The organism is Paenibacillus sp. FSL K6-1558 (assembly GCF_038002565.1).
Taxonomy (GTDB): domain Bacteria; phylum Bacillota; class Bacilli; order Paenibacillales; family Paenibacillaceae; genus Paenibacillus; species Paenibacillus polysaccharolyticus.
Map to the genome: position 1 here is coordinate 4,582,118 of NZ_JBBOCV010000001.1, position 21,436 is coordinate 4,603,553.

Genomic DNA, 21,436 nt, shown 5'->3' on the forward strand with positions numbered 1-21,436 from the left:
AAATCGCGTAGGTTTCGTTTCGAATCTAGTTTTCAGAGAACAACACTCTGAATGAAGTGAAAATCGGTACATCACGGAATGTGTGTATGATTTTCAGTTCTGATTGATATGGAAGAAGCTATGCTTCGACCAATCGCGTTTGGTGGCGATGGCGGAGGGGTTCCACACGTACCCATCCCGAACACGACCGTTAAGCCCTCTAGCGCCGATGGTACTTGGACCGCAGGGTCCTGGGAGAGTAGGACGCCGCCAAGCAAAGCAAAGACACACTTGATGAAAATCAGGTGTGTCTTTTTTTTACATACTTATCCTCTTTAATTGTTGAATAGTTCAAGAAATTGGGCTGTTTTTTTGTATTGTCAGCGTCTGGTTAATAAATAGTAGTCTCCTACAGAATAAAATTAGTACCAAGTACTAAGACTTAGTGCTATAATAATAAAAAAACATTCGAGGTGATCTCTGCTATGAATCATCAATCTAAAGCAACAATAACAGCAATGGGTACATATGTACCTGATCGGATACTAAGCAATGCAGATTTGGAAAAGATGGTCGATACAAGTGATGAATGGATTGTACAGCGAACAGGCATGAGAGAGCGCCGGATTGCAGGAGAACATGAATTTGTATCAGACCTGGCTACAAAAGCCGTGGAGGATATGGTGCGTCGTTACGAGGTGAAGATCACCGATGTTGATATGATTCTTTTTGCAACAAGTACACCCGAGTATGCTTTCCCAAGTTCGGCTTCACGAGTCCAGGCAAACCTGGGTATTCTCCAGACGGGAGTGCTTGATCTGAACGCGGCTTGCGCCGGCTTCACATACGGTATGCAATTGGCAGATAGTCTGGTGACCAGTGGGATGTATCGTAAGGTACTCGTTATCGGGGCTGAGACGTTATCCAAAATAACAGACTATACCGATCGAACAACGTGCGTGTTGTTTGGAGATGGAGCCGGTGCGTTTCTGGTAGAACGTGCTTCTGACCAGGGTGACTTTAAGTCTGTCATTTCTGGGACACAAGGGGAAGGTGGTATGCACCTATACAAAAGTGGACTTTCTACAGAGATGGATGGTCATCAGTTGAATGCCGAAGGAAATTTGGTGCAGAACGGAAGAGAGGTCTACAAATGGGCAGTCCGCATGGTCCCGGAACAATTAGCTGAGCTTATTACGAGAGCTGAAATGTCACCTGAGCAGATCGATTGGTTTGTTCCGCACAGTGCCAATATGCGCATGATTGAAGCGATGTGTGAACGTGGGCCGATTCCGCTCGAACGTACATTAACGAGTATGGAGTACCGGGGGAATACTTCTGCGGCCTCAATTCCACTTGCATTGCAGATTGCAGTGGATGAAGGGAAGCTGAGACATGGGCACAACGTTGCGCTGTTTGGTTTTGGAGGCGGGCTAACGTACTCGGGTCTAGTTGTTCGATGGGGTGTGCCGGATAGGGCGTAAATGTAAATCTACCAAGGTATCTGATGAATTAGACTTCAGTTCAGTTTTCATAGCTAGCATCAAAGGAAAAAAAGGTAGAACTCAGTAATCTGAGCTCTACCTTATATTTGCTATTTCCCAATTATTACTCATCAACGTTACTGTTCAAACTCTTCATAACTTTCATCTTCCCATAATGTATTGAACACACTAAAATCAGTCCATTTACCCGAGAAATAAAAAAACAAATCTAACTTTTCGAAAAATTCATTACCTTCAATTTCCCCCTGATCTACAATGGGTTTGCCTGTCCTGCGTAAAATGGGGTATACCTCTGCATAATCTGCCCCGTCAAACGCGATCATAATAGGTGCATCAAGTACGCTTAATTGTTCATAAGAGTAGGTTATACTCTCGCCGTTCACAATGACTTTCAGATCAACCGGTTCTGTTGCGCTGATTGCCAGATAGGCGGTAGAAATGTTGTCTGTACTAACAAGTGCCACATTATCAGATATAAGACTGCCATGCGCAGAATTTCTATAGACGTACTCACGATTTAACTCTCTTGGAATCAGTTCGTCTTTGGTAGGCTGATGTTTGTAGCCTTTCCCGCCATAAAAATTGTAGATGCGTTGCAGGATAACCACAGTTTCAGCTAACGTTACCTTTTGATTCGGATAAAATTTCCCTTTGGCATCGGGTTTCATAATGCCTGCTTCGGCGAAGTTGAGTAAAGCACGGATTTTTACATAGTCAAGCTCAGACCCAATATATGGATTCTGTTTTTTTGGTTGAATTAAACCAAATTGCGCAGCTAACAGTTGATGGGCAAAATCCCATTTTTCATATTCTTCAGAAGAAGAGAAACTCTTTATCGGGATATCTTTAAATGATTTCATATGAGCTAATGCTTTTTTATCATTTACTTCGTCCAAATGGTTCCCAGTTTCAGGGAATAGTGTACTCATGGCGATTAACAAATCCCAGCGAGACAATTCTTTCGTGGGTAGATAAGTGAATGTATAGTTGTGATAATTAATCTGGTCTGCCGCTGCGATCATACCCGAAGGATTACTCGGAATGCTACCGTACACATCTCTAAAAATGGAATAATAGGTGCTCCCTTCTGGTACGCCTGGAATTTCGATTTTTTTATCGGGTTCAACACGAAATTCCTTGAATAAGGTATGTATCATTTGGGTTAATTCGGCTTTGGACACCGTTTGGTTTAAACGATCTGCTTCCTGTTCGTAGCTTTGCATGACACCGTGAGAGGCCATGAATTCTACAGCGGGCTTAGCCCACTTATATTTCTTGGCATTAGTAGTTGTGGCAGCACTGGCCGTTGATGTGGCAAAAAGGGAGAAACTGAGCACGGTAATAAGTAGCATATGCCATCTTGAATAATTCATCCAAAACCTCCTGTTATTGTGTGGTTCAAACGATGTATAAGTAGTAAACTTCCTCATACATATTGTAGACTACAAATCAATATCTGGGCAATTTGAAAATATAGATCGAAAAACACCCCGATTCACAGAATCGTGAATGGGGGTGCATGTTTAATGAAGAATGTTCAATACAGGGACAGGATTGAAATATGAGAACTTGTTTTGATTGATAAGAACTTGGCTTGATTTATGAGGCTTATCACCGAATTGGTTATCAGCAACAGAAGTATGAGTGCTCTTGCTCGTATATCATCAGTCATCAAGAAGTTAAGGCGTTAACTTTGGTGCTTGGCGATGGTGTGTACCTTGTTCGTAGCTGTAAGCCAGCTTGATCAGTGTACCTTCGTCAAAGGCGCGGCCCAGGAATTCCAAGCCTACAGGCAAGCCATCCGTTGTGAAGCCAGCCGGTACAGTAATAGATGGGAAGCCGGAGAATGGGCTTAGACGATTGTTGGCACCAGAAGTTTGTCCTTTGCCTATCACGCCAGCAGCTTGTGTTGATGTAGGATAGATGATTGCATCCAAATGGTTATCCGCCATGACTTTCAGTAAGGAATCACGAGTAATTTGAGTACGCTTGAGGACGATATCTTTGTACTCTGATGTATCTAGCGTATCCCGTGCGTCCCGTGCTTTCATGGATTGTTCTTGGGATTTATCAAATTGACCGGATGCGATGATCTCGGACAGGCTATGATACGGCGCGTTGTCACCTAGAGAACCCAGATAGTCATTCAGCTGGAATTTGAACTCATAGCCACTGAGGCTAGGATATTTATTGATCTCTGCAAAGTTAGGAATGGAGATTGGTACCGCGGTAGCGCCGAGTGATTTCAGTTCTTCAACAGCGGCATTGATGACGTCGGCAACCGCTTTTTCCTCCGCTTTGGTGCTTGGGATGAGTTCGGGAGCTACACCGATTCGAGCACCCTTCAGTCCGTTCGCGTCCAGGAAGTCTGTGTAACTGGAAGGGATTTTGCCTACCGCGTAAGCCGTGGCAACATCTTTTTTATCATAACCAACGGTAGCATCCAGCATGATTGCCGCATCACTTACGGTACGTGCCATCGGCCCACCAACGTCTTGTGTCAGTGCGAGTGGAATAATGCCTTCTCGGCTGGAGAGGCCAATGGTTGGACGAATGCCAACAAGGCTGTTAAAGCTGGACGGTATGCGGATGGACCCACCTGTATCGGTGCCCATACCTGCTGCAGCGAAGTTCGCGGCAATGGCCGCACCTGTTCCACCACTCGATCCGCCCGGATAATGATCAAGAGCGTAAGGGTTAAGCGTTTGTCCTCCCAGTGAGCTTGATGTTGTGATGCCAAAAGCAAACTCATGCAGGTTGGTTTTGCCCAAAATAATGGCTCCCGCTGCTTTCAGCTTCTTCACCTGCTCTGCATCATGGGCCGGAATAGAGTCCTTCAGACAGATACAGCCAGCCGTGGTGGGCATGTCTTTGGTATCAAAGTTATCCTTCACCAGGATCGGGATACCGTGAAGCGGGCCTCGAGGTCCCTGAGCTGTGCGCTCTTCATCTAGTTGCTCTGCGATTTTAAGCGCATCCGGGTTCAGATTGAGGACAGCATTAATGCTGACACCTTGATCATCGTATTTCGCGATACGATCCAGATAATGTTGCACTAGCTCTTTGGATGTCAGTTTACCTTGTGCCATGGCGTTCTGCATATCCATGATCGTGGCTTCTTCGGGCACAAACGGTTTTATGTAGATATAGATACGATCTTTCAAAATAGAGACGTCGTTCGCTGTAAGTACAGCGTTAGGTAAGAAAAGAGAGTCCGTATAGCCTTTCATTAGTCCGGCGGCATTCAGGGCGCCGACGGCACTGGCATACTCGGACTGCTTCGGCACATCCTTGAAGGATGCCGGAGCAGTGTCCAGCTTGAGCCATTGCTGCAAGGCAAGTGCAGCATCTTGGCGTGATATTGTCGCACCGGAGAGCTTGTCCATGGTAAAAGGTACACCTGCAAGTGTAGCAGCTTCTTCCATGGCCTGAACGAAGGTTGCGGCACTGACCGGCGCTTTCCCTGCAAGGGCGGCGACGGTGGAGGTTTGGCTTGGAGGAGTTGCAGCGGCGGCGAAAGCCGAAGGTACAGCAGTTCCTCCCCACGTTGCGGCAACCACGGTTCCCGCGAGTAATAAGGCCCCGCCTTTTTTCAATACAGATCCATGATAAGTCATGCATCCACGCTCCCTTCCTGTGTCTAAGATGATGTGTGTGTGTTAGCAATCTTTGTATAATGCTTTTGCACATCTTATATTGGTGTGAGGTAATCTTACAAATCTATTATTTATTCAAAAAAACGCATACATATTGGTTTTGTGTAAAGATATCTCACGTTTTCTCGTTGAGTCTTGGAAGTGAAAGACTATTTTTTTATTGGAAAGTCTAAGAAGGGATATTATCTAACATAGATATTACACTACCTGGTCGGATGATAAGTTGAATGTATTGGCGAAAAGGGAAGCCGTTGAAACCATGTTCTGTTTGAATATACATTTGTCGAAAACATGATTCTGATTGAGATGATATAATGTAAAGATGGAAATATAGGAAGACAAGGAAGACAGATCCGTTGTCTCCGATATTAGCGTTTGGAAAGAAAGGAAGAGATACGAAGTGAAGACATTGGTACTCGCAGAGAAGCCATCTGTAGCCCGGGAGATTGCAAGGGTGATGGGCGCGCGTGATAAACATAAAAGTTATATGGAAGGTCCAAAATACATTGTTACGTGGGCCTTGGGACATTTGGTAGGTTTGGCTGAACCTGAGGATTATGACAAAAAGTACGCGACGTGGAATCTGGAAGATTTGCCGATTTTACCAGAGCGAACCAAGCTGAAGGTGCTCCGGGAAACGAATCACCAGTATAAAGCCGTACAGCAACTGATGAAACGTCAGGATGTGGGTGAGCTTATCATCGCAACCGATGCGGCCCGTGAAGGGGAACTGCTTGCAAGATGGATTATGCAGATGGCGCAGTGGAAAAAGCCGTTCAAACGACTGTGGATTTCATCCCAAACGGATAAAGCGATCAAGGACGGATTCGCCTCGCTGAAGCCGGGAAGTCAATTCGACCGTCTCTATGAATCCGCACGCTGCCGTGCCGAAGCAGACTGGATGATTGGTCTTAATGTAACACGTGCGTTAACCGTACGGTTCAATGCCCAATTGTCCGCTGGACGTGTACAGACGCCAACTTTGGGAATGATCATGGATCGGGAAAATGAAATTAACGGCTTCCGTTCAGAGGAATATGAGACGTTAAGCGCAGACTTTGGAGATTTTCAGGCGGTATGGCGTGCAGCTGGCGGGGATTCCAGAATTTTTGACAAACAGGATATGCAGCAATTGAAGGCACGTGTAGAAGGACGTAAAGGCTCGATTGCCCAGGTGAAAAAAAGTGAAAAAGTCGAGCCGCATCCGCTGGCTTACGACCTTACGGAACTGCAAAGGGATGCGAACCGTAAACACGGTTTTTCCGCTAAACAGACCTCTAACGTACTCCAGCGTCTGTATGAGCAGCATAAGCTTGTTACCTATCCGCGGACAGATAGCCGTTATCTGACTTCCGACATGACGGGAACGTTAAAAGAACGACTCGAGAGTGTAGCTGTTGGCCCGTATGCATCACTTGCACGCCCTTTACTGCGCAAAAACCTGAATGTCACCAAACGGATTGTTGATGATAGCAAGGTTACCGATCACCATGCCATTATTCCAACCGAGCAGACGGTGCTCTTAAATCAACTTAGTCCAGAGGAACGTAAACTCTACGATCTGATTGTTCGCCGTTTCATCAGTCTGTTCTATCCAGCAGCGAGGTATGATTCAGTAGCTGTTACGGTACAGGTAGGTAAGGATTCCTTCCATGTGAAGGGCAAAACGGTCAAGGATAGTGGCTGGCGTGAAGTGTACGGCGGTGATTACACGGATGATGAAGATGATGACCGTTCCAATGATGCAGGTGACCATGAGCGTGCACTGTTGCCAGACTTACAGCAAGGTCAGTCAGTGACACTTGGGCGCTGCCACATCAAGAGTGGACGTACGATGCCACCGAAGAGGTATACGGAAGCAGCGTTGCTCTCCCAGATGGAGAAGCACGGACTGGGCACACCTGCGACACGTGCAGATATCATTGAGAAACTGGTCAGCTCGGATACGATTGATCGTCAAGGGAACAGTCTGCATCCAACGGGCAAAGGCAAACAGCTGATTGAGCTTGCTGCCCCGCAACTGCGAACACCGGAACTGACCGCTCGTTGGGAGGCTGAACTGGAGCGTATAGCACGTGGACAGGGTAAACCAGGCCCGTTCCTGGATGGTATTCGTTCCATGGCAAAGGAACTTGTATCCACCGTGAAAAGCAGTAAAGCCGAGTACAAACCGCATAATGTAACCAATAGCCACTGCCCGGACTGTAACGCCAAGTTGCTTGAGAAAAAGGGGAAACGTGGCAAGTTCCTCGTATGTCCTACAGAGGACTGTGGTTATCGTCGCTCCAATGAGAAGCGGTTGTCAAATCGCCGCTGCGCGCAGTGTCATAAGAAGATGGAGATTAAGGAAGGCAAAGCTGGACTGTATGTACAGTGTCTGCCATGCGGAATCACCGAAACGCTGGATAAAGATAAGCAACACGTGAACAAACGCGAGCAGCAAAAGCTGGTGAAACAATACGCGAAGCAGGAGTCCATTGGCTCCAACCTGGGGGATTTACTCAAGGCGGCTATGGAGAAACAAGGAAAATAGGCATGCGGCAATGACAACATAAGGTGAGAGAATAGGAGTTAAACGATCTCGGACTATTTAATCGGGGCGACCGCATCTCAGGTAGTCTTATGTGAGTTGAAATTTCTATGAGATGAAATGAGAGAAGCCTACTAGTCAGGTGTCATGTTCAAGAAGGCTTGACCACAAATCGATTACGATACTCTTTTGGTGTAAAACCCGTATGTTTTCGAAACACTTTGATGAAGTAACTCTGATCGTGAAAGTTAAGCAACGTATGAATCTCACTCAGGCGATAGTCTGAGAAAACGATAAGATTTTTGGCTTCTTCAATCCGTTGCCTTTGTATAAAAATGCGAAGTGCCTCTCCAGTCTCTTCCTTGAATTTACGGGAAAGATAGGAGGGGCTTATTTGCAGATGCGCGGACAGTACGGACAGACTTAAGTCATCGTATAAGTGATTGAATATATATTCCTGGCATAACAGAATGTCTTTGGAGTTATGAGCCCGATGGACTTTGGCTACACGTTCGGTAAAATCACCAAGGATCTTATGCAGAATCGGATGAATCGAATCAATCCGGGACAGCGTTTCAATGTGCTGAATATAGGTGTCGCTAAGCGTAAGTGCCGACTCCGAATACAATCCGCCATCAATTGCAGCACGGGTTCCGAGCGTAATGGCCGCGATGATCAGATTCTTTTTGCTCCGTAAACTATTCTGTTTCGATAAAGTGCCGTAGACCCCGTTCAACTCCATATGCTGCTTCAGATACAAAAGCATCTTATGTTTGTTCCCCAGACGCACCTGATCAAATACCTTTTTCTCCGACAGGTAGGATTTGTGAAACAATCTCCGCTCTCTCTGTTCCAGAAGAGATAGTTCAAGTACACCTTCCGCATGATTATTTATATTTAAGACATGTTTGTTGTCCTCAAGAACTTGATTTCGATCCAATATTTCATGATGTAAAAGATAATGGGCCATAATCGCCACACTCAGCAGTTGATGGAGATCATTGGGTTCAATGGATGTGGTTGAATTCAGTTGTTGATCCCATGCAAACGGAACATGCTCAACATATGACTGTGCATTGGGCCAGAGAACAAGCAAACCTTGTCCTTCAAGAGTGGAGACTGGCATCAGGATCATCTTATCCATTTGTATATTGTAATCCATGAGCTGGATTTTCAGATGAACAGGAGTGGACAGAAGCTGGTTCACCAATTCCGGGCTCAAAGTAGGATGACGATCGATACCTCGCTTAAGGTAGAACGCAGGAACCCGGGTGGTATCATATAACGTTTGTAAGATCCATTGAAGTCTGGTTTCGGTTATCGTTGGCACTGAACTCTCCATCTCCCTAAAGATCATAATTAATTACTATTAATCGCAAATAAATACCATAAATATAAATGGAAACGCTCTATATTTCAATTAAGATGTTGACGAATGATATGTAGAGCAGGGGGCTGAAAGCATGTATTTAGTTATTGATATTGGTGGAACTTTTATTAAATACGGAATCATGAGCGAAAGCGGAGAGCTGTTGTCGAAGGGAAAACGTGGCGTTGGGCGGAGTGGCTTGCAGGAACTGCAGGATGCGCTTTATGCCATCGTGGATGCACAAGATTTGTCACAGATTCAGGGCATTGCCCTGAGTTGTCCGGGAACAATCGATGTGGAGACAGGAATGGTGTATCACGGTGGTTCTTTTCCATTTTTGCATGAGGTGAATTTAGCCAAACTTCTTGAAGACAGATATGCGATCCGTGTGTCCATTGAAAATGATGGGAAGTGCGCAGCGCTTGCCGAACTATGGCTCGGCAGTGTCAAAGATACCAAGGATTCCGTCGTTATGGTGCTGGGTAGCGGCATCGCGGGAGGAATCATCATGGGCGGTAAACTGCAACGTGGCAAAAACTTGTCAGCCGGAGAGGTTAGTTATGTGATGAGCCGGATTGATCCGGTAACGAAGGAAGCGGCCTATTTTGGACTGGAGAGCTCGGCTGTAGAGATGGTCAGACAGATTGGTAAGTTAAAAGGGCTGGATGACCCTGCCGATGGTGAGGCCGTGTTTGAATTTATTAATCAGCGAGATGCGGAGGCGTGCGGTGTATTTGACACCTTTTGCACACAGATTGCGGTTCAGATCATGAATCTGCAATACATTCTCGACCCTGAAGTGTTTGCCATTGGAGGAGGCATTAGTGCACAGCCTGTTGTGCTGGAGCGAATCCAATGGGCAATAGATGAACTGAAGCGAATTAACCCATTGCATAAGGCGAGCCCACAGATTACAGCCTGTACGTTTGGAAATGATGCCAACCTGTACGGAGCGTTATATCATTTTCTAAACAGTCACCGGAACAACTAGACGTGGGCCCTAAAGCCTAAAATACAGGTGCCTCCTTCGTATAAGAAGCTTCGTTTTCAGGCAACGTAAGCGGAGGAGGTGAGCCTGAGATGCCGCATAACAAACCGGAAAAACGCAATAATCAGCAGAATAAGGACAGCATTCGGGAAGAGAATATCGCAGTGACCCCGGAGAAATCAGCCAAAAGGGTACCGAGCCTGAACGGGATTCCGAAACAGGAATCGTAAAATTCTCGTTTATGTAAAATAGTGCGGTTCTCTGCCCGCGTTGATCATCTGCCTGTCTTGGGATTATAATGGAGACAGGGAGATGTCCCGGGACAGGGGGACCGCTAAACGCATATGCATACCGGACTTATCGTATGGTTTATCTTTATTAATGTTGTCGCATATCTGGTCATGTCTGACGACAAGAGACGTGCACAGCAGCGGCGGGATCGCACGCCTGAACGAACGTTATTTTTGCTAGCCTTTATCGGTGGTGCGCTAGGTGTCTGGATTGCGATGTATCGGAAAAGGCATAAAACGAAACATCCCAGCTTTACGACGGGCATTCCGTTGCTCGTGTTTCTGAATGCAGTGATGTATGGTTACTTTTTGCAGTGATGGTTTAGGGAAGAATGAGTTTATTATGTAAATTGTTTCTTATCAAGTGGTTCATTTTAACCTGTGAAGGTTTAAGAAGTTACATGGTTCCAGGCTCTGTAAGGGATTTAGATGTCAGACCGAGGCTTGCTTCGGGTTCTACATATATAAGGAAGGGACGGGATTTACATGTTATTTTCCAAAATCTTAGTAGCTTATGATGGGTCAAAAGCTTCAAATAAAGCACTGGATCGTGCAATCGAGTTTGCCAAGGCATCGCCGGGGGCTGTGCTTGATGTCATTCATGCATTTGATTTTCCGCGCGTATTTATTGGGGAAGGTCTGGCGCCGTTGCCGCCTTCACTCAACAACGATTACTACAATCTGGCTGTGCAAACGACGGATGAAGCCAAAGAGCGTATTCAGGCTGCCGGTGTTACGGCAAATGTAGATCTGATCCAAGGAGCTGCAGCAGAGGTGTTGCTGGACTATGCCAAAGAAAACGGCTCGGATATCATTATCATTGGTTCCCGAGGTTTAGGCGGAATCCGTGAATTCGTGCTGGGCAGTGTCAGTCACAACGTAGTACAGCATGCTCAGATTCCTGTATTGATCGTAAAATGATATTGAAATAAGAGGGAGGATGTACTTGTACTCCATTCCCGTGTGAACAAGCCGGTTGTCTTCGAGAAATTGAAGAGAAGCCGGCTTTCTTTATTTTATTTTGAAGCAACAGGATGGGGTATTTCAAGCGAATTTGGGGTTTATTGTATAACACTGTACTAATTCCCGAACATTAGATTTGTCAATATGTTAAATGTTCGTCTTTAAGTTGACATACGCTGTAGGGGATTGTTAGAATGTTAGATGTGTCGATCAGGTTAAAATAAGGTCGAGTAGGAACGAAAGCTGTATGATTGTGGAACATGGTATACGAAGATGTAACGAATAGATATTTGCTCGTATAACGCCGGGAATAGGGCCCGGAAGTATCTACCCGGAAACCGTAAATTTCCGGACTACGAGGAGATACGGCTGAGAGTCGCATGGTTGATTGCGGACAGCAAGCCCCTTTTGGCATGCCCAAATGAGGGATACGTATTTCTTGGAGTCCGGTGTCCGGAGAAAATGTAATATTTTCGCGGGTAGCGGACTTTTTTGTTTTTTTTAAAATGCTCAGATGGGAGTGGGATGTATTCATGTCAGTGCAAGTTGCTGTAATTATGGGCAGTAAGTCTGATTGGGAAACGATGAAACATGCGTGCGAGGTGCTGGACGAGCTTGAGATTGGTTATGAAAAAAAGGTCGTCTCCGCACATCGTACACCGGATTTGATGTTTGAATATGCAGAACAGGCGATTGACCGCGGATTCAAGGTCATTATCGCTGGTGCAGGCGGAGCGGCTCATCTTCCAGGTATGGTGGCATCCAAAACGATGCTTCCCGTCATCGGTGTTCCGGTTCAATCCAAAGCATTGAACGGTCTCGATTCCTTGCTGTCCATTGTGCAGATGCCTGGCGGCATCCCGGTAGCCACGGTTGCCATTGGCAAAGCGGGTGCGACAAATGCAGGCTTGCTCGCGGCACAGATCATTGGCGCATTTGACCCGGAGGTGCAGCGCCGCTCCGAAGCTCGCAGAGAACGGATTAAACAAGAAGTACTGGAAAGCAGTGATGAGCTATGAGTAACGAGGTAACCAGACAGGATAAGGGAACAGGGCAGGGACAACCCGTCTTATTACCCGGACATACAACAATCGGTATTCTTGGCGGCGGGCAGCTTGGACGCATGATGACGCTTGCTGGAACGGCGATGGGGTATCGTTTCGTTACGCTTGATCCAACACCGGATTCACCTTGTGGCCAGATTGCGAAGCAGATTGAAGCTGGATACGACGATGTACAGGCAGCAAGAGAACTCGCGCGGCAATGCGATGTGATCACGTATGAATTCGAGAATGTGGATGCAGAAGTGGCGGCTTTACTTGAGCGTGAGTCATCCGTACCGCAAGGGAGTTCCCTTTTATACACGACCCAGCATCGCTTGCGTGAGAAACGTGCGATTGAAGCGGCTGGTGTAAGAGTTGCCCCGTACCGCGAAATTACCAGTTTGGATACGATGAATGCTGCGGTGAGTGAATTAGGAGTTCCATGTGTGCTGAAAACAGTGACTGGCGGATATGACGGCAAAGGTCAGCGGGTGATTCGTGTCGCAGCGGAAGCTGAAGAGGCTTATCAAGAGCTTGCATCGACAGGAGCAGAGCTGGTGCTGGAGCAATTCATCAAGTTCGAATGCGAGATTTCAGTCATTGTTGCTCGTAGCACGAGCGGAGAGATCAAAACGTTCCCGCCTGCGGAGAACATTCATGTGAATAACATTTTGCATGCTTCCATCGTACCTGCGCGAGTGGCTACAGACATTCAACTGGAAGCACAGAAACTGGCCGCTGCAGTTGCGGAATCCCTGAAAGCTGTCGGATTACTGGCGGTGGAACTGTTTGTAGCCGCTGACGGCAGACTGTATGTGAACGAGCTGGCTCCAAGGCCGCATAATTCCGGACACTACACGATGGAGGCTTGCGCCACATCACAGTTTGAGCAACATGTTCGTGCCATCTGCGGATTACCGCTGGGGGATACAACGCTGTTAAGTCCCGCCGTTATGGTCAATGTGCTTGGTGAGCATCTGGAAGGAATCATCGCAAGAACAGGGCAACCTGATGAAGAGGCGATGGAACTCGGTGTTATCCCTAAGCTTCATATATATGGCAAGAGCGAAGCGAAGACAGGACGGAAGATGGGGCATGTGAACCTGCTCTGTCAGGATGTCGAAGAAGGATTGCAATGGATCGAACAAACTAATCTATGGAGGCATACAAATTCATGATTGAACGTTATAGCAGACCCGAAATGAGAGCCATCTGGACAGAAGAAAACAAATTCCAATCGTGGCTGGAGGTTGAAATTTGCGCATGCGAGGCATGGGCTGAGCTTGGAGTTATCCCGAAGGAAGAAGCAGCTTTGCTTCGCCAGAACGCTTCTTTTGACATTGATCGTATCTATGAGATTGAAAAGGAAACACGCCATGACGTTATTGCGTTCACACGTACGGTATCCGAGAGCCTGGGTGCAGAGCGGAAATGGGTACACTACGGCCTGACTTCCACGGACGTGGTGGATACGGCACTGGGATATGTACTGCGTCAAGCGAACGAAATTTTGGAAAAAGACATCATTAATTTCATCGAAATTTTGCGTGAAAAAGCACTGACATACCAGCATACGCCAATGATGGGACGTACGCATGGTGTACATGCGGAGCCAACAACTTTCGGATTGAAAATGGCGTTGTGGCATGAAGAGATGAAGCGTAACCTGGAGCGTTTCCGTCATGCGGCGGATGGCGTACAGTTTGGTAAAATCTCCGGTGCCGTTGGAACGTATGCCAACATCGATCCATTTGTTGAAGAGTTTGTCTGTGAGAAGCTGGGTACCAAGCCTGCACCAATCTCCACGCAAACGTTGCAACGTGACCGTCATGCGGAGTACATGGCTACGCTGGCACTGATCGCAACTTCTCTGGACAAGTTCGCTACAGAAGTACGTGCACTGCAGAAGAGCGAGTTCCGTGAAGTGGAAGAAGCGTTTGCCAAAGGTCAAAAAGGATCTTCCGCAATGCCGCACAAGCGCAATCCGATCGGCAGTGAAAACATCTCCGGTCTGTCCCGTGTTATCCGCGGACATATGGTATCTGCATACGAGAACGTAACACTGTGGCATGAGCGCGACATCTCGCACTCTTCCGTAGAACGTGTCATTCTGCCGGACGCAACGATGTTGCTGAACTACATGTTGAACCGTTTCGGTAACATAGTTAAGAACCTGACTGTGTTCCCGGAAAACATGAAACGCAACATGGAACGTACCTTCGGCGTGCCATTCTCCGGTCGCGTTATGACGAAACTGATCGACAAAGGCTTCAGCCGTGAGCAAGCGTATGATACCGTACAACCACGTGCCATGCAGGCATGGGAAGAACAACGTCAATTCCAGGACATCGTGAAGTCCACACCGGAAATTACGGCTGTGCTGAACGACGAGGAAATTGCAGATGCTTTTAACCCGTCCTGGCACCTGAAACACGTCGACACCATTTTCAAAAAACTCGGCTTGAACGACTAATCGATTAATATATTCCCTTAATAAGGTTAGAGAACGAATGATGGGCTAGCAGGGAACGTAGAGGACAGAAATACCCCACTAAAAGTATAGGTTGATTATGTGTTCACGCTGGAACGGAGAATGCAGAAAAAACCTGTAGAAGCGAAGCGTTCGCCTTTATCACCGAATTTTCCCCTCATACAATTGGATCAGAAAAATTCGGGGATAACAGCGATCGGAAGGTTCTTCTGCATTTGGAGTGGCCCCGCGTGATGAGGGGAATTGGACGTATAATTTACATCTCCTGAAAGAAGGTGACCCCATGGCACTGTCCACGGCGGCAGATCTTGTTAAAGCACCTCTGTTATACAAAGGAAAAGTACGCGAGCTATACGATCTGGGTGAGCATTTTCTTATTGTGGTAACGGATCGCATCTCGGCATTTGATTATGTGCTCGACCCGGCGGTTCCAGAGAAAGGTAATGTGCTGAATCAACTCAGTAGCTTCTGGTTTGAACTGACAGGTAGCATGATGGAAAACCACGTGGTTCATACCGATGTGAATCAACTGGGTGATCTGGTCACCGAACCTGAATTGCTCAAAAACCGCATCATGGTTACACGCAAAGCAGAGCGCATCGATATCGAATGTGTGGTGCGCGGATACATCACTGGTGGTGGCTGGAGACAGTACGAGACAACCGGAGAAGTGAATGGAATTAAACTGCCGGAAGGCCTGCGCAAAAATGCCAAGCTCGAAGTGCCCATCTTCACACCAGCTGCCAAAAATGACGTTGGTCATGACGAGGACATTCCGATGGAGCGTATGAAAGAGCTTGTGGGAGATGCGCTTGCTATCGAGCTTCAAGAGAAAAGCTTACGCCTCTATGAGTTTGCTCGTGATTACTGTGATCAGCGCGGTATCATCCTGGCAGACTGCAAATTCGAGTTTGGCATCGTGGATGGCAAGGTGATCCTGATTGATGAAATCTTCACTCCGGATGCCTCCCGCTTCTGGGCAAAAGAAAACTATGCTCTCGACATTGAGATCGACAGCATGGATAAAGAGCCTGTCCGTACCTATCTTGCAGGCACCGATTGGGACAAGAACAGCAAGCCCGACCCGCTTCCGCAAGAGGTCGTGGAAGCGACAACGGCAAGATACGTCGATATTTATAAACGTTTAACGAAATAATAAGTGGAAGACGTTTGAGCACGGGCTTCGGGAAAGCTTGAGAAGGAACGTTTTGCGTGCGGCTCTGGGAAAGTTTGGCTTTCGATCGCTGTTGCCCCCGGAATGTTTGGATTCCTATCCTTTTTTCAAAAGGACACATTCCGGTTGCAAAGGCGAGCACTTCGTTTCTCCAGCTCAAATCTTTCCCTCCGCCAGTGTTCAAACTGGTGGATGAGGTAATTAAGGCGCAGGCTTCACTAGATATGAAGCCTGCAAAGATTACAAGAATCAAAGGCAAGGTTACTCAAATACTTGAAAACCTGTCCCGCGTATGCGGAAAGCTATGGATTGGTTCAGGTTTACCGCTTGTACAGTTGCCACTGAGCAACGCAAAGGGTTTAGGCCTTTAAAAAATAACGCCGCAGGAACAAGCGGAGAGGTGGAATGGTTCACGAAGGAGGGAAGCGTCCGCCTTTGTTCCCGGGTTTTGACCGCAGCGCGGGCCAAAACGAATCAGAAAACCGGGGAACAACAAGCGGCCGGAGGAACCATCCACAGCGAAGCGAGCGTCCCAAGGCCATCGCTTTTACTACCCGCCGAGCAACGCAAAGGGTTTAAGCCTTTAAAAAATAGCGCCGCAGGAACAAGCGGAGGGGTGGAATGGTTCACGAAGGAGCGGAGCGTCCGCCTTTGTTCCCGGGTTTTGACCGCAGCGCGGGCCAAAACGAATCAGAAAACCTGGGAACAACAAGCGGCCGGAGGAACCATCCACACCGAAGCGAGCGTCCCAAGGCCACAGCACTTTTTTAACAGCATAAAGCATTTATCCCGTTCATTACTGAGGAGGAACATACAGATCATGATCAAAGCAACCGTATATGTCACTATTAAACAAAGCGTACTCGACCCGCAAGGCGTAGCTGTTCAAGGAGCCCTGCACTCCATGGGATTTAACGAAGTGGAAAGTGTACGGATCGGTAAAGTCATGGAACTGAATCTGGATACAACAGATCGTGTGGAAGCGGAAAAACGATTGAAAGTGATGTGTGAGAAGTTGCTCGCCAACACCGTTGTTGAAGATTACCGCTACGAATTGGAGGGTTAATCTCATGAAATTTGCAGTTCTCGTGTTCCCTGGCTCCAACTGCGACATCGACTGTTACAAAGCGGTAGAAGACGCGATTGGACAAGAGGTTGATTATGTATGGCATACGGCTACGGACTTGTCCGCGTATGATTGCATTCTGGTTCCGGGTGGTTTCTCGTACGGAGACTACCTGCGTTGCGGAGCAATTTCCCGTTTCGCACCCGTAATGAACGAAGTGGCTAAAGCTGCAGAGCAAGGCAAATATGTACTGGGCATCTGTAACGGATTCCAGATTCTGACGGAAGCAGGTCTGCTCCCGGGAGCATTGATCCGCAACACGTCCCTGAAATTCCGTTGCCATGACACGGTGCTGAAAGTGGCTAACGCAGACACACCTTTCACACGTGACTATGCACCAGGCGAAGAGATTGTCATTCCGATTGCTCACGGTGAAGGTAACTATTACTGTGACGAAGAAACACTGGCAAGTTTGCAAGCAAACAATCAGATTGTATTCACATATGGCAACAACCCGAATGGTTCCCTGGGTGATATCGCAGGGGTTTGCAACGAGGCGGGCAACGTAGTGGGCATGATGCCGCATCCAGAGCGTGCAGTGGATTCACTGTTCGGCTCGGAAGACGGCAAACGGATGTTTACATCAATTTTGAAAGCATGGAGGGATCGGCATGACGCAGCAGCTATCCGCTAAGGAGCCAACAGCAGAACAGGTCGCAGAACATAAACTATACGCACAGATGGGCGTGTCTGACAGCGAGTATGAGCTGATCTGTGAGTTCATGGGCCGCAAGCCAAACTACACGGAAATTGGTGTATTCAGCGTAATGTGGTCTGAGCACTGCGCATACAAAAACTCCAAGCCACTCTTGCGTCGTTTCCCGACAAGTGGTCCACGTGTCCTGATGGGACCGGGTGAAGGTGCCGGGATCGTAGATATCGGTGACAACCAGGCCGTTGTTTTCAAAATTGAAAGCCATAACCACCCTTCCGCGGTAGAACCTTATCAAGGGGCGGCAACAGGTGTAGGCGGCATTATCCGTGATATTTTCTCCATGGGTGCAAGACCAGTGGCGCTTTTGAACTCCCTTCGTTTCGGTAAGCTGGAGAGCGATCGCGTAAAATATCTGTTCGAGCATGTGGTAGCGGGTATTGCGGGATACGGTAACTGTATCGGGATTCCGACCGTTGCAGGTGAAGTGATGTTCGATGAGAGCTATGAAGGCAATCCGCTCGTGAATGCGATGTGTGTGGGTCTGATTGATCATGACAAAATCCAGCGCGGTGTAGCCAAAGGTGTAGGTAACCCGGTTTATTACGTTGGCCCACCAACAGGTCGTGACGGTATTCACGGTGCAACGTTTGCATCCGTTGAGCTGACCGAAGAATCCGAGTCCCAGCGTACAGCGGTCCAAGTCGGTGATCCATTCATGGAGAAGCTGGTTATGGAATCCTGTCTGGAATTGATCGATACGGGCATCGTGCTCGGTATTCAAGATATGGGTGCGGCAGGTCTGACATGCTCCAGTGCGGAGATGGCAAGTAAAGCAGGTAACGGTCTGGAGTTGTATCTGGATCAGGTGCCACAGCGTGAAGAAGGCATGACACCTTACGAGATGATGCTTTCGGAGTCTCAGGAGCGGATGCTGTTTGTCGTTGAGCCGAAGGATGAGGCGCAGGCGATGGAAATCTTTGAACGTTGGGGTGTCATCTGTGCCAAAGTTGGTAAAGTTACAGACGATGGTCGTCTGAAACTGATCCACCACGGCGAAGTGGTTGGCGATATGCCTGTAACGGCTTTGGTTGACGAGTGCCCGGTATATGACAAGCCATCTTCCGTACCTGCGTATTATGAAGCGAGTGCTTCCATCGACACGCTTCGTTATGACGAAGTGTCGGATCTCGGCGGTGCATTGAAACAAGTGCTGGCTTCCCCAACGGTGGCGAGTAAAAAATGGGTCTATGACCAATATGACTACATGGTGCGTACAAGCACAGCCGTTCGTCCAGGTTCGGATGCAGCAGTGGTGACGATTCGTGGCACGCGCAAAGGTCTTGCGATGACAACGGACTGTAACGGTCGTTACGTTTATCTTGATCCTGAGGTGGGTGGACGTATTGCCGTAAGTGAAGCAGCGCGTAATATCGTATGTTCCGGTGCGGAGCCGCTCGCGATTACGGATAACCTGAACTTCGGTAACCCGGAGAAACCGGATATTTTCTGGCAAATGGAAAAAGCCGTGGACGGTATGGCAGAAGCTTGCCGCGTATTGGATACTCCGGTTATCGGCGGTAACGTGAGTTTGTACAATGAAAACGCCAAAGGCTCCATCTATCCAACGCCAGTGGTCGGTATGGTAGGTCTCGTTCATGATACGGATCATATCACGACACAGGCTTTCAAATCCGAAGGAGATGTCATCATGCTCCTCGGTGAAACCAAAGCGGAACTCGGCGGCAGCGAACTGCAGTACGCCGTACACGGCGTGACAGAAGGCCGTCCGCCGGAGCTTGACCTGAACACGGAGAAGGCTTTGCTCAGTACTGTGCTTGAAGCCATCCAATCCGGACTTGTTCGCTCCGCGCATGACTTGTCCGAAGGTGGTCTGGCGGTTGCACTGGCAGAGTCTTGCATCAGCGGTAACGTAGGCGCGCAAGTGAATGTAGAGACTGCACTCCGTGCAGATCATGCGCTGTTCAGTGAGAGCCAATCCCGTATTCTGTTGTCGGCTTCTCCAGAGCAAGCGAGTAAGCTGGAAGCTTTCGTACGTGAACGCGGAGTGCCAGCAGCTGTGATCGGACGTGTTGAAGGAAGTAACCTGACGATTGAATTGAACGGAACATCAGCCGTGAACGAACCTGTAGGAGGTTTGGCTAAGGTCTGGGAGGATGCGATTCCATGTCTCATGAACTGATGACGGAACCGTTGTGGACAGGCGATTATTATAACGAAGGGTCCGGCAAGGAAGGACTCGACAAATTAAAGGAAGAATGCGGCGTATTCGGGGTGTATCGGCACCCTGATGCGGCTTCCCTTTCCTACTACGGCCTGCACGCATTGCAACATCGCGGGGAAGAAAGTGCGGGCATGTGTGTTAGCGACGGCACACAGTTTAACTATCACCGCGGTATGGGACTCGTGAAAGAAGTCTTCACCAAAGATCTAATGCAGACACTCACCGGTGATATTTCGATTGGTCATGTACGCTATTCGACAAGTGGAGATAGCAAATTGACCAATGCACAGCCGCTCGTATTCAAATATCGCGATGGCGACCTAGCCGTTGCAACGAACGGCAACATCGTGAATGCACCAACGATTCGGCGTGAGCTGGAGCAGAGCGGTTCTATTTTTCAGACGACGAGCGACACTGAAGTTATTGCTCACTTGATCGCACGTTCTTCGAAAGGTCTTGTTGAGGCGGCAAAAGATGCATTCCAGCGTATCGTCGGTGGTTATGCCTTTCTGATTATGACAAATGATAAGTTGTTGGTTGCTTCTGACCCGCATGGGCTTCGTCCACTAACGATGGGTAAGCTTGGGGACGCGTACCTGTTTGCGTCTGAAACGTGTGCACTTGAGACGATCGGCGCAGAGTTGATCCGTGACATAGAGCCAGGGGAACTGCTTGTGCTGGATGCAGACGGATTACATGAAGATCGTTTCGATGATCATAAACACCGCAAGGCACTTTGTGCAATGGAATATATTTATTTTGCCCGACCTGATAGTGATATGAACGGTGCTAATCAGCATGCTGCTCGTAAACGCATGGGTAGTCGGATGGCCATTGAGGCGTTTGTGGATGCGGACTTGGTTACGGGGGTACCAGATTCCAGCATCTCGGCGGCGATTGGATACGCTGAACAAACAGGTATTCCATATGAGATGGGCATGATCAAAAATAAATACACCGGACGTACATTTATCCAGCCAAGCCAGGAACTGCGTGAGCAGGGCGTGAAGATGAAACTAAGTGCCGTGCGCCGGGTTGTAGAAGGTAAACGTGTAGTGATGATCGATGACTCGATCGTACGTGGGACAACATCCCGCCGGATTGTGAATATGTTGCGTGACGCAGGGGCAACGGAAGTGCATGTGCGGATTACTTCGCCGCCATTTAAGAATCCGTGCTTCTATGGTATTGATACACCGGATAGCCGTGAATTGATTGCATCTGCTCTGTCCGTTGAAGAGATTTGCCGTGAGATCAATGCAGACTCTCTCGCATTCCTCAGCCCGGACGGACTGATTGCTTCCATTCAGGGAGATAATCAGGATGACTATAAGGGCGGACTGTGTCTGGCATGCTTCGATAATGACTATCCGACCCGACTCGACTTTGACGGCGAGGAGAAGTTCGGCTGCAGTTGTTAGGAGG

At 48.0% G+C, this 21,436-nt stretch carries 18 protein-coding genes, 1 rRNA gene and 1 riboswitch; of the genes, 16 read left to right on the plus strand and 3 right to left on the minus strand.

From position 1 onward, the window contains the following. Nucleotides 1-138: 138 nt before the first annotated feature. Nucleotides 139-255: ribosomal RNA gene (rrf, locus tag MHI38_RS19955) — 5S ribosomal RNA — on the plus strand. A 209-nt stretch (nt 256-464) separates the two neighbouring features. Continuing rightward, nucleotides 465-1,463 carry a beta-ketoacyl-ACP synthase 3 gene (locus MHI38_RS19960; protein WP_154892145.1) on the plus strand — a complete coding sequence of 333 codons (999 nt, stop codon included), beginning with the start codon at nt 465-467 and terminating at the stop codon, nt 1,461-1,463. Between the two features lie 137 nt (nt 1,464-1,600). On the opposite strand, the gene MHI38_RS19965 is transcribed toward MHI38_RS19960, so the two are convergent. Further along, entirely contained in the window at nt 1,601-2,857 is a 1,257-nt protein-coding gene (locus tag MHI38_RS19965) for an S-layer homology domain-containing protein (protein WP_186809872.1), read from the minus strand. A gap of 306 nt (nt 2,858-3,163) precedes the next feature. Further along, on the minus strand, nt 3,164-5,101 hold the full coding sequence (locus MHI38_RS19970) for an amidase family protein (RefSeq protein ID WP_154892147.1): 1,938 nt from the start codon (nt 5,099-5,101) through the stop codon (nt 3,164-3,166). 439 nt (nt 5,102-5,540) lie between these two features. On the opposite strand from MHI38_RS19970, the gene MHI38_RS19975 reads away from it, so the two are divergent. Further along, nucleotides 5,541-7,673, plus strand: a complete 2,133-nt coding sequence (locus MHI38_RS19975; protein ID WP_154892148.1) for a DNA topoisomerase 3 — start codon at nt 5,541-5,543, stop codon at nt 7,671-7,673. Between the two features lie 148 nt (nt 7,674-7,821). On the opposite strand, the gene MHI38_RS19980 is transcribed toward MHI38_RS19975, so the two are convergent. Next, nucleotides 7,822-9,000 (minus strand): helix-turn-helix domain-containing protein, encoded by a 1,179-nt coding sequence (locus MHI38_RS19980; protein WP_253497504.1) that lies wholly within the window; start codon nt 8,998-9,000, stop codon nt 7,822-7,824. A gap of 133 nt (nt 9,001-9,133) precedes the next feature. Between MHI38_RS19980 and MHI38_RS19985 the strand changes: the two genes are divergently transcribed. From MHI38_RS19985 to purF, 13 genes are all read left to right on the plus strand, one after another. Beyond that, complete coding sequence (locus tag MHI38_RS19985) at nt 9,134-10,030, plus strand: ROK family protein (protein ID WP_308723344.1); 897 nt, start codon at nt 9,134-9,136, stop codon at nt 10,028-10,030. 89 nt (nt 10,031-10,119) lie between these two features. Continuing rightward, on the plus strand, nt 10,120-10,257 hold the full coding sequence (locus tag MHI38_RS19990) for a hypothetical protein (RefSeq protein ID WP_167375798.1): 138 nt from the start codon (nt 10,120-10,122) through the stop codon (nt 10,255-10,257). A 114-nt stretch (nt 10,258-10,371) separates the two neighbouring features. Beyond that, nucleotides 10,372-10,635 carry a DUF1294 domain-containing protein gene (locus tag MHI38_RS19995; protein ID WP_308723343.1) on the plus strand — a complete coding sequence of 88 codons (264 nt, stop codon included), beginning with the start codon at nt 10,372-10,374 and terminating at the stop codon, nt 10,633-10,635. A gap of 168 nt (nt 10,636-10,803) precedes the next feature. Further along, on the plus strand, nt 10,804-11,238 hold the full coding sequence (locus MHI38_RS20000) for a universal stress protein (RefSeq protein ID WP_090923374.1): 435 nt from the start codon (nt 10,804-10,806) through the stop codon (nt 11,236-11,238). A gap of 316 nt (nt 11,239-11,554) precedes the next feature. Continuing rightward, nucleotides 11,555-11,656: riboswitch (purine riboswitch) on the plus strand. A gap of 157 nt (nt 11,657-11,813) precedes the next feature. Continuing rightward, on the plus strand, nt 11,814-12,299 hold the full coding sequence (purE, locus tag MHI38_RS20005) for a 5-(carboxyamino)imidazole ribonucleotide mutase (RefSeq protein WP_090923373.1): 486 nt from the start codon (nt 11,814-11,816) through the stop codon (nt 12,297-12,299). After that, entirely contained in the window at nt 12,296-13,501 is a 1,206-nt protein-coding gene (purK, locus tag MHI38_RS20010; protein WP_308723342.1) for a 5-(carboxyamino)imidazole ribonucleotide synthase, read from the plus strand. Before purE ends, purK begins: the two co-directional genes overlap by 4 nt. Then, nucleotides 13,498-14,796, plus strand: a complete 1,299-nt coding sequence (gene purB, locus MHI38_RS20015) for an adenylosuccinate lyase (protein ID WP_090923371.1) — start codon at nt 13,498-13,500, stop codon at nt 14,794-14,796. The genes purK and purB overlap by 4 nt, the downstream gene beginning before the upstream one ends. A 301-nt stretch (nt 14,797-15,097) precedes the next feature. Continuing rightward, nucleotides 15,098-15,970, plus strand: coding sequence for a phosphoribosylaminoimidazolesuccinocarboxamide synthase (locus MHI38_RS20020; protein WP_154892153.1), 873 nt, complete (start codon nt 15,098-15,100; stop codon nt 15,968-15,970). Between the two features lie 74 nt (nt 15,971-16,044). Continuing rightward, the gene (locus tag MHI38_RS20025) at nt 16,045-16,359 is read left to right on the plus strand and encodes a hypothetical protein (RefSeq protein WP_341181566.1); all 315 of its coding nucleotides are present in this window, start codon (nt 16,045-16,047) and stop codon (nt 16,357-16,359) included. A 449-nt stretch (nt 16,360-16,808) separates the two neighbouring features. Beyond that, the gene (gene purS / locus MHI38_RS20030) at nt 16,809-17,054 is read left to right on the plus strand and encodes a phosphoribosylformylglycinamidine synthase subunit PurS (protein ID WP_090923368.1); all 246 of its coding nucleotides are present in this window, start codon (nt 16,809-16,811) and stop codon (nt 17,052-17,054) included. Between the two features lie 4 nt (nt 17,055-17,058). Next, entirely contained in the window at nt 17,059-17,748 is a 690-nt protein-coding gene (gene purQ, locus MHI38_RS20035; RefSeq protein WP_090923362.1) for a phosphoribosylformylglycinamidine synthase subunit PurQ, read from the plus strand. Beyond that, the gene (gene purL, locus MHI38_RS20040; protein ID WP_154892154.1) at nt 17,726-19,969 is read left to right on the plus strand and encodes a phosphoribosylformylglycinamidine synthase subunit PurL; all 2,244 of its coding nucleotides are present in this window, start codon (nt 17,726-17,728) and stop codon (nt 19,967-19,969) included. Before purQ ends, purL begins: the two co-directional genes overlap by 23 nt. Further along, nucleotides 19,954-21,432, plus strand: coding sequence for an amidophosphoribosyltransferase (gene purF / locus MHI38_RS20045; protein WP_090923359.1), 1,479 nt, complete (start codon nt 19,954-19,956; stop codon nt 21,430-21,432). Before purL ends, purF begins: the two co-directional genes overlap by 16 nt. Nucleotides 21,433-21,436 lie beyond the last annotated feature (4 nt).

Coding starts and splice junctions, on each gene's coding strand:
- MHI38_RS19960 (WP_154892145.1), top strand. CDS start 465: ATGAATCATCAATCTAAAGCAACAATAACAGCAATGGGTACATATGTA.
- MHI38_RS19965 (WP_186809872.1), bottom strand. CDS start 2,857: ATGAATTATTCAAGATGGCATATGCTACTTATTACCGTGCTCAGTTTC.
- MHI38_RS19970 (WP_154892147.1), bottom strand. CDS start 5,101: ATGACTTATCATGGATCTGTATTGAAAAAAGGCGGGGCCTTATTACTC.
- MHI38_RS19985 (WP_308723344.1), top strand. CDS start 9,134: ATGTATTTAGTTATTGATATTGGTGGAACTTTTATTAAATACGGAATC.
- MHI38_RS19990 (WP_167375798.1), top strand. CDS start 10,120: ATGCCGCATAACAAACCGGAAAAACGCAATAATCAGCAGAATAAGGAC.
- MHI38_RS19995 (WP_308723343.1), top strand. CDS start 10,372: ATGCATACCGGACTTATCGTATGGTTTATCTTTATTAATGTTGTCGCA.
- MHI38_RS20000 (WP_090923374.1), top strand. CDS start 10,804: ATGTTATTTTCCAAAATCTTAGTAGCTTATGATGGGTCAAAAGCTTCA.
- purE (WP_090923373.1), top strand. CDS start 11,814: ATGTCAGTGCAAGTTGCTGTAATTATGGGCAGTAAGTCTGATTGGGAA.
- purK (WP_308723342.1), top strand. CDS start 12,296: ATGAGTAACGAGGTAACCAGACAGGATAAGGGAACAGGGCAGGGACAA.
- purB (WP_090923371.1), top strand. CDS start 13,498: ATGATTGAACGTTATAGCAGACCCGAAATGAGAGCCATCTGGACAGAA.
- MHI38_RS20020 (WP_154892153.1), top strand. CDS start 15,098: ATGGCACTGTCCACGGCGGCAGATCTTGTTAAAGCACCTCTGTTATAC.
- purS (WP_090923368.1), top strand. CDS start 16,809: ATGATCAAAGCAACCGTATATGTCACTATTAAACAAAGCGTACTCGAC.
- purQ (WP_090923362.1), top strand. CDS start 17,059: ATGAAATTTGCAGTTCTCGTGTTCCCTGGCTCCAACTGCGACATCGAC.
- purL (WP_154892154.1), top strand. CDS start 17,726: ATGACGCAGCAGCTATCCGCTAAGGAGCCAACAGCAGAACAGGTCGCA.
- purF (WP_090923359.1), top strand. CDS start 19,954: ATGTCTCATGAACTGATGACGGAACCGTTGTGGACAGGCGATTATTAT.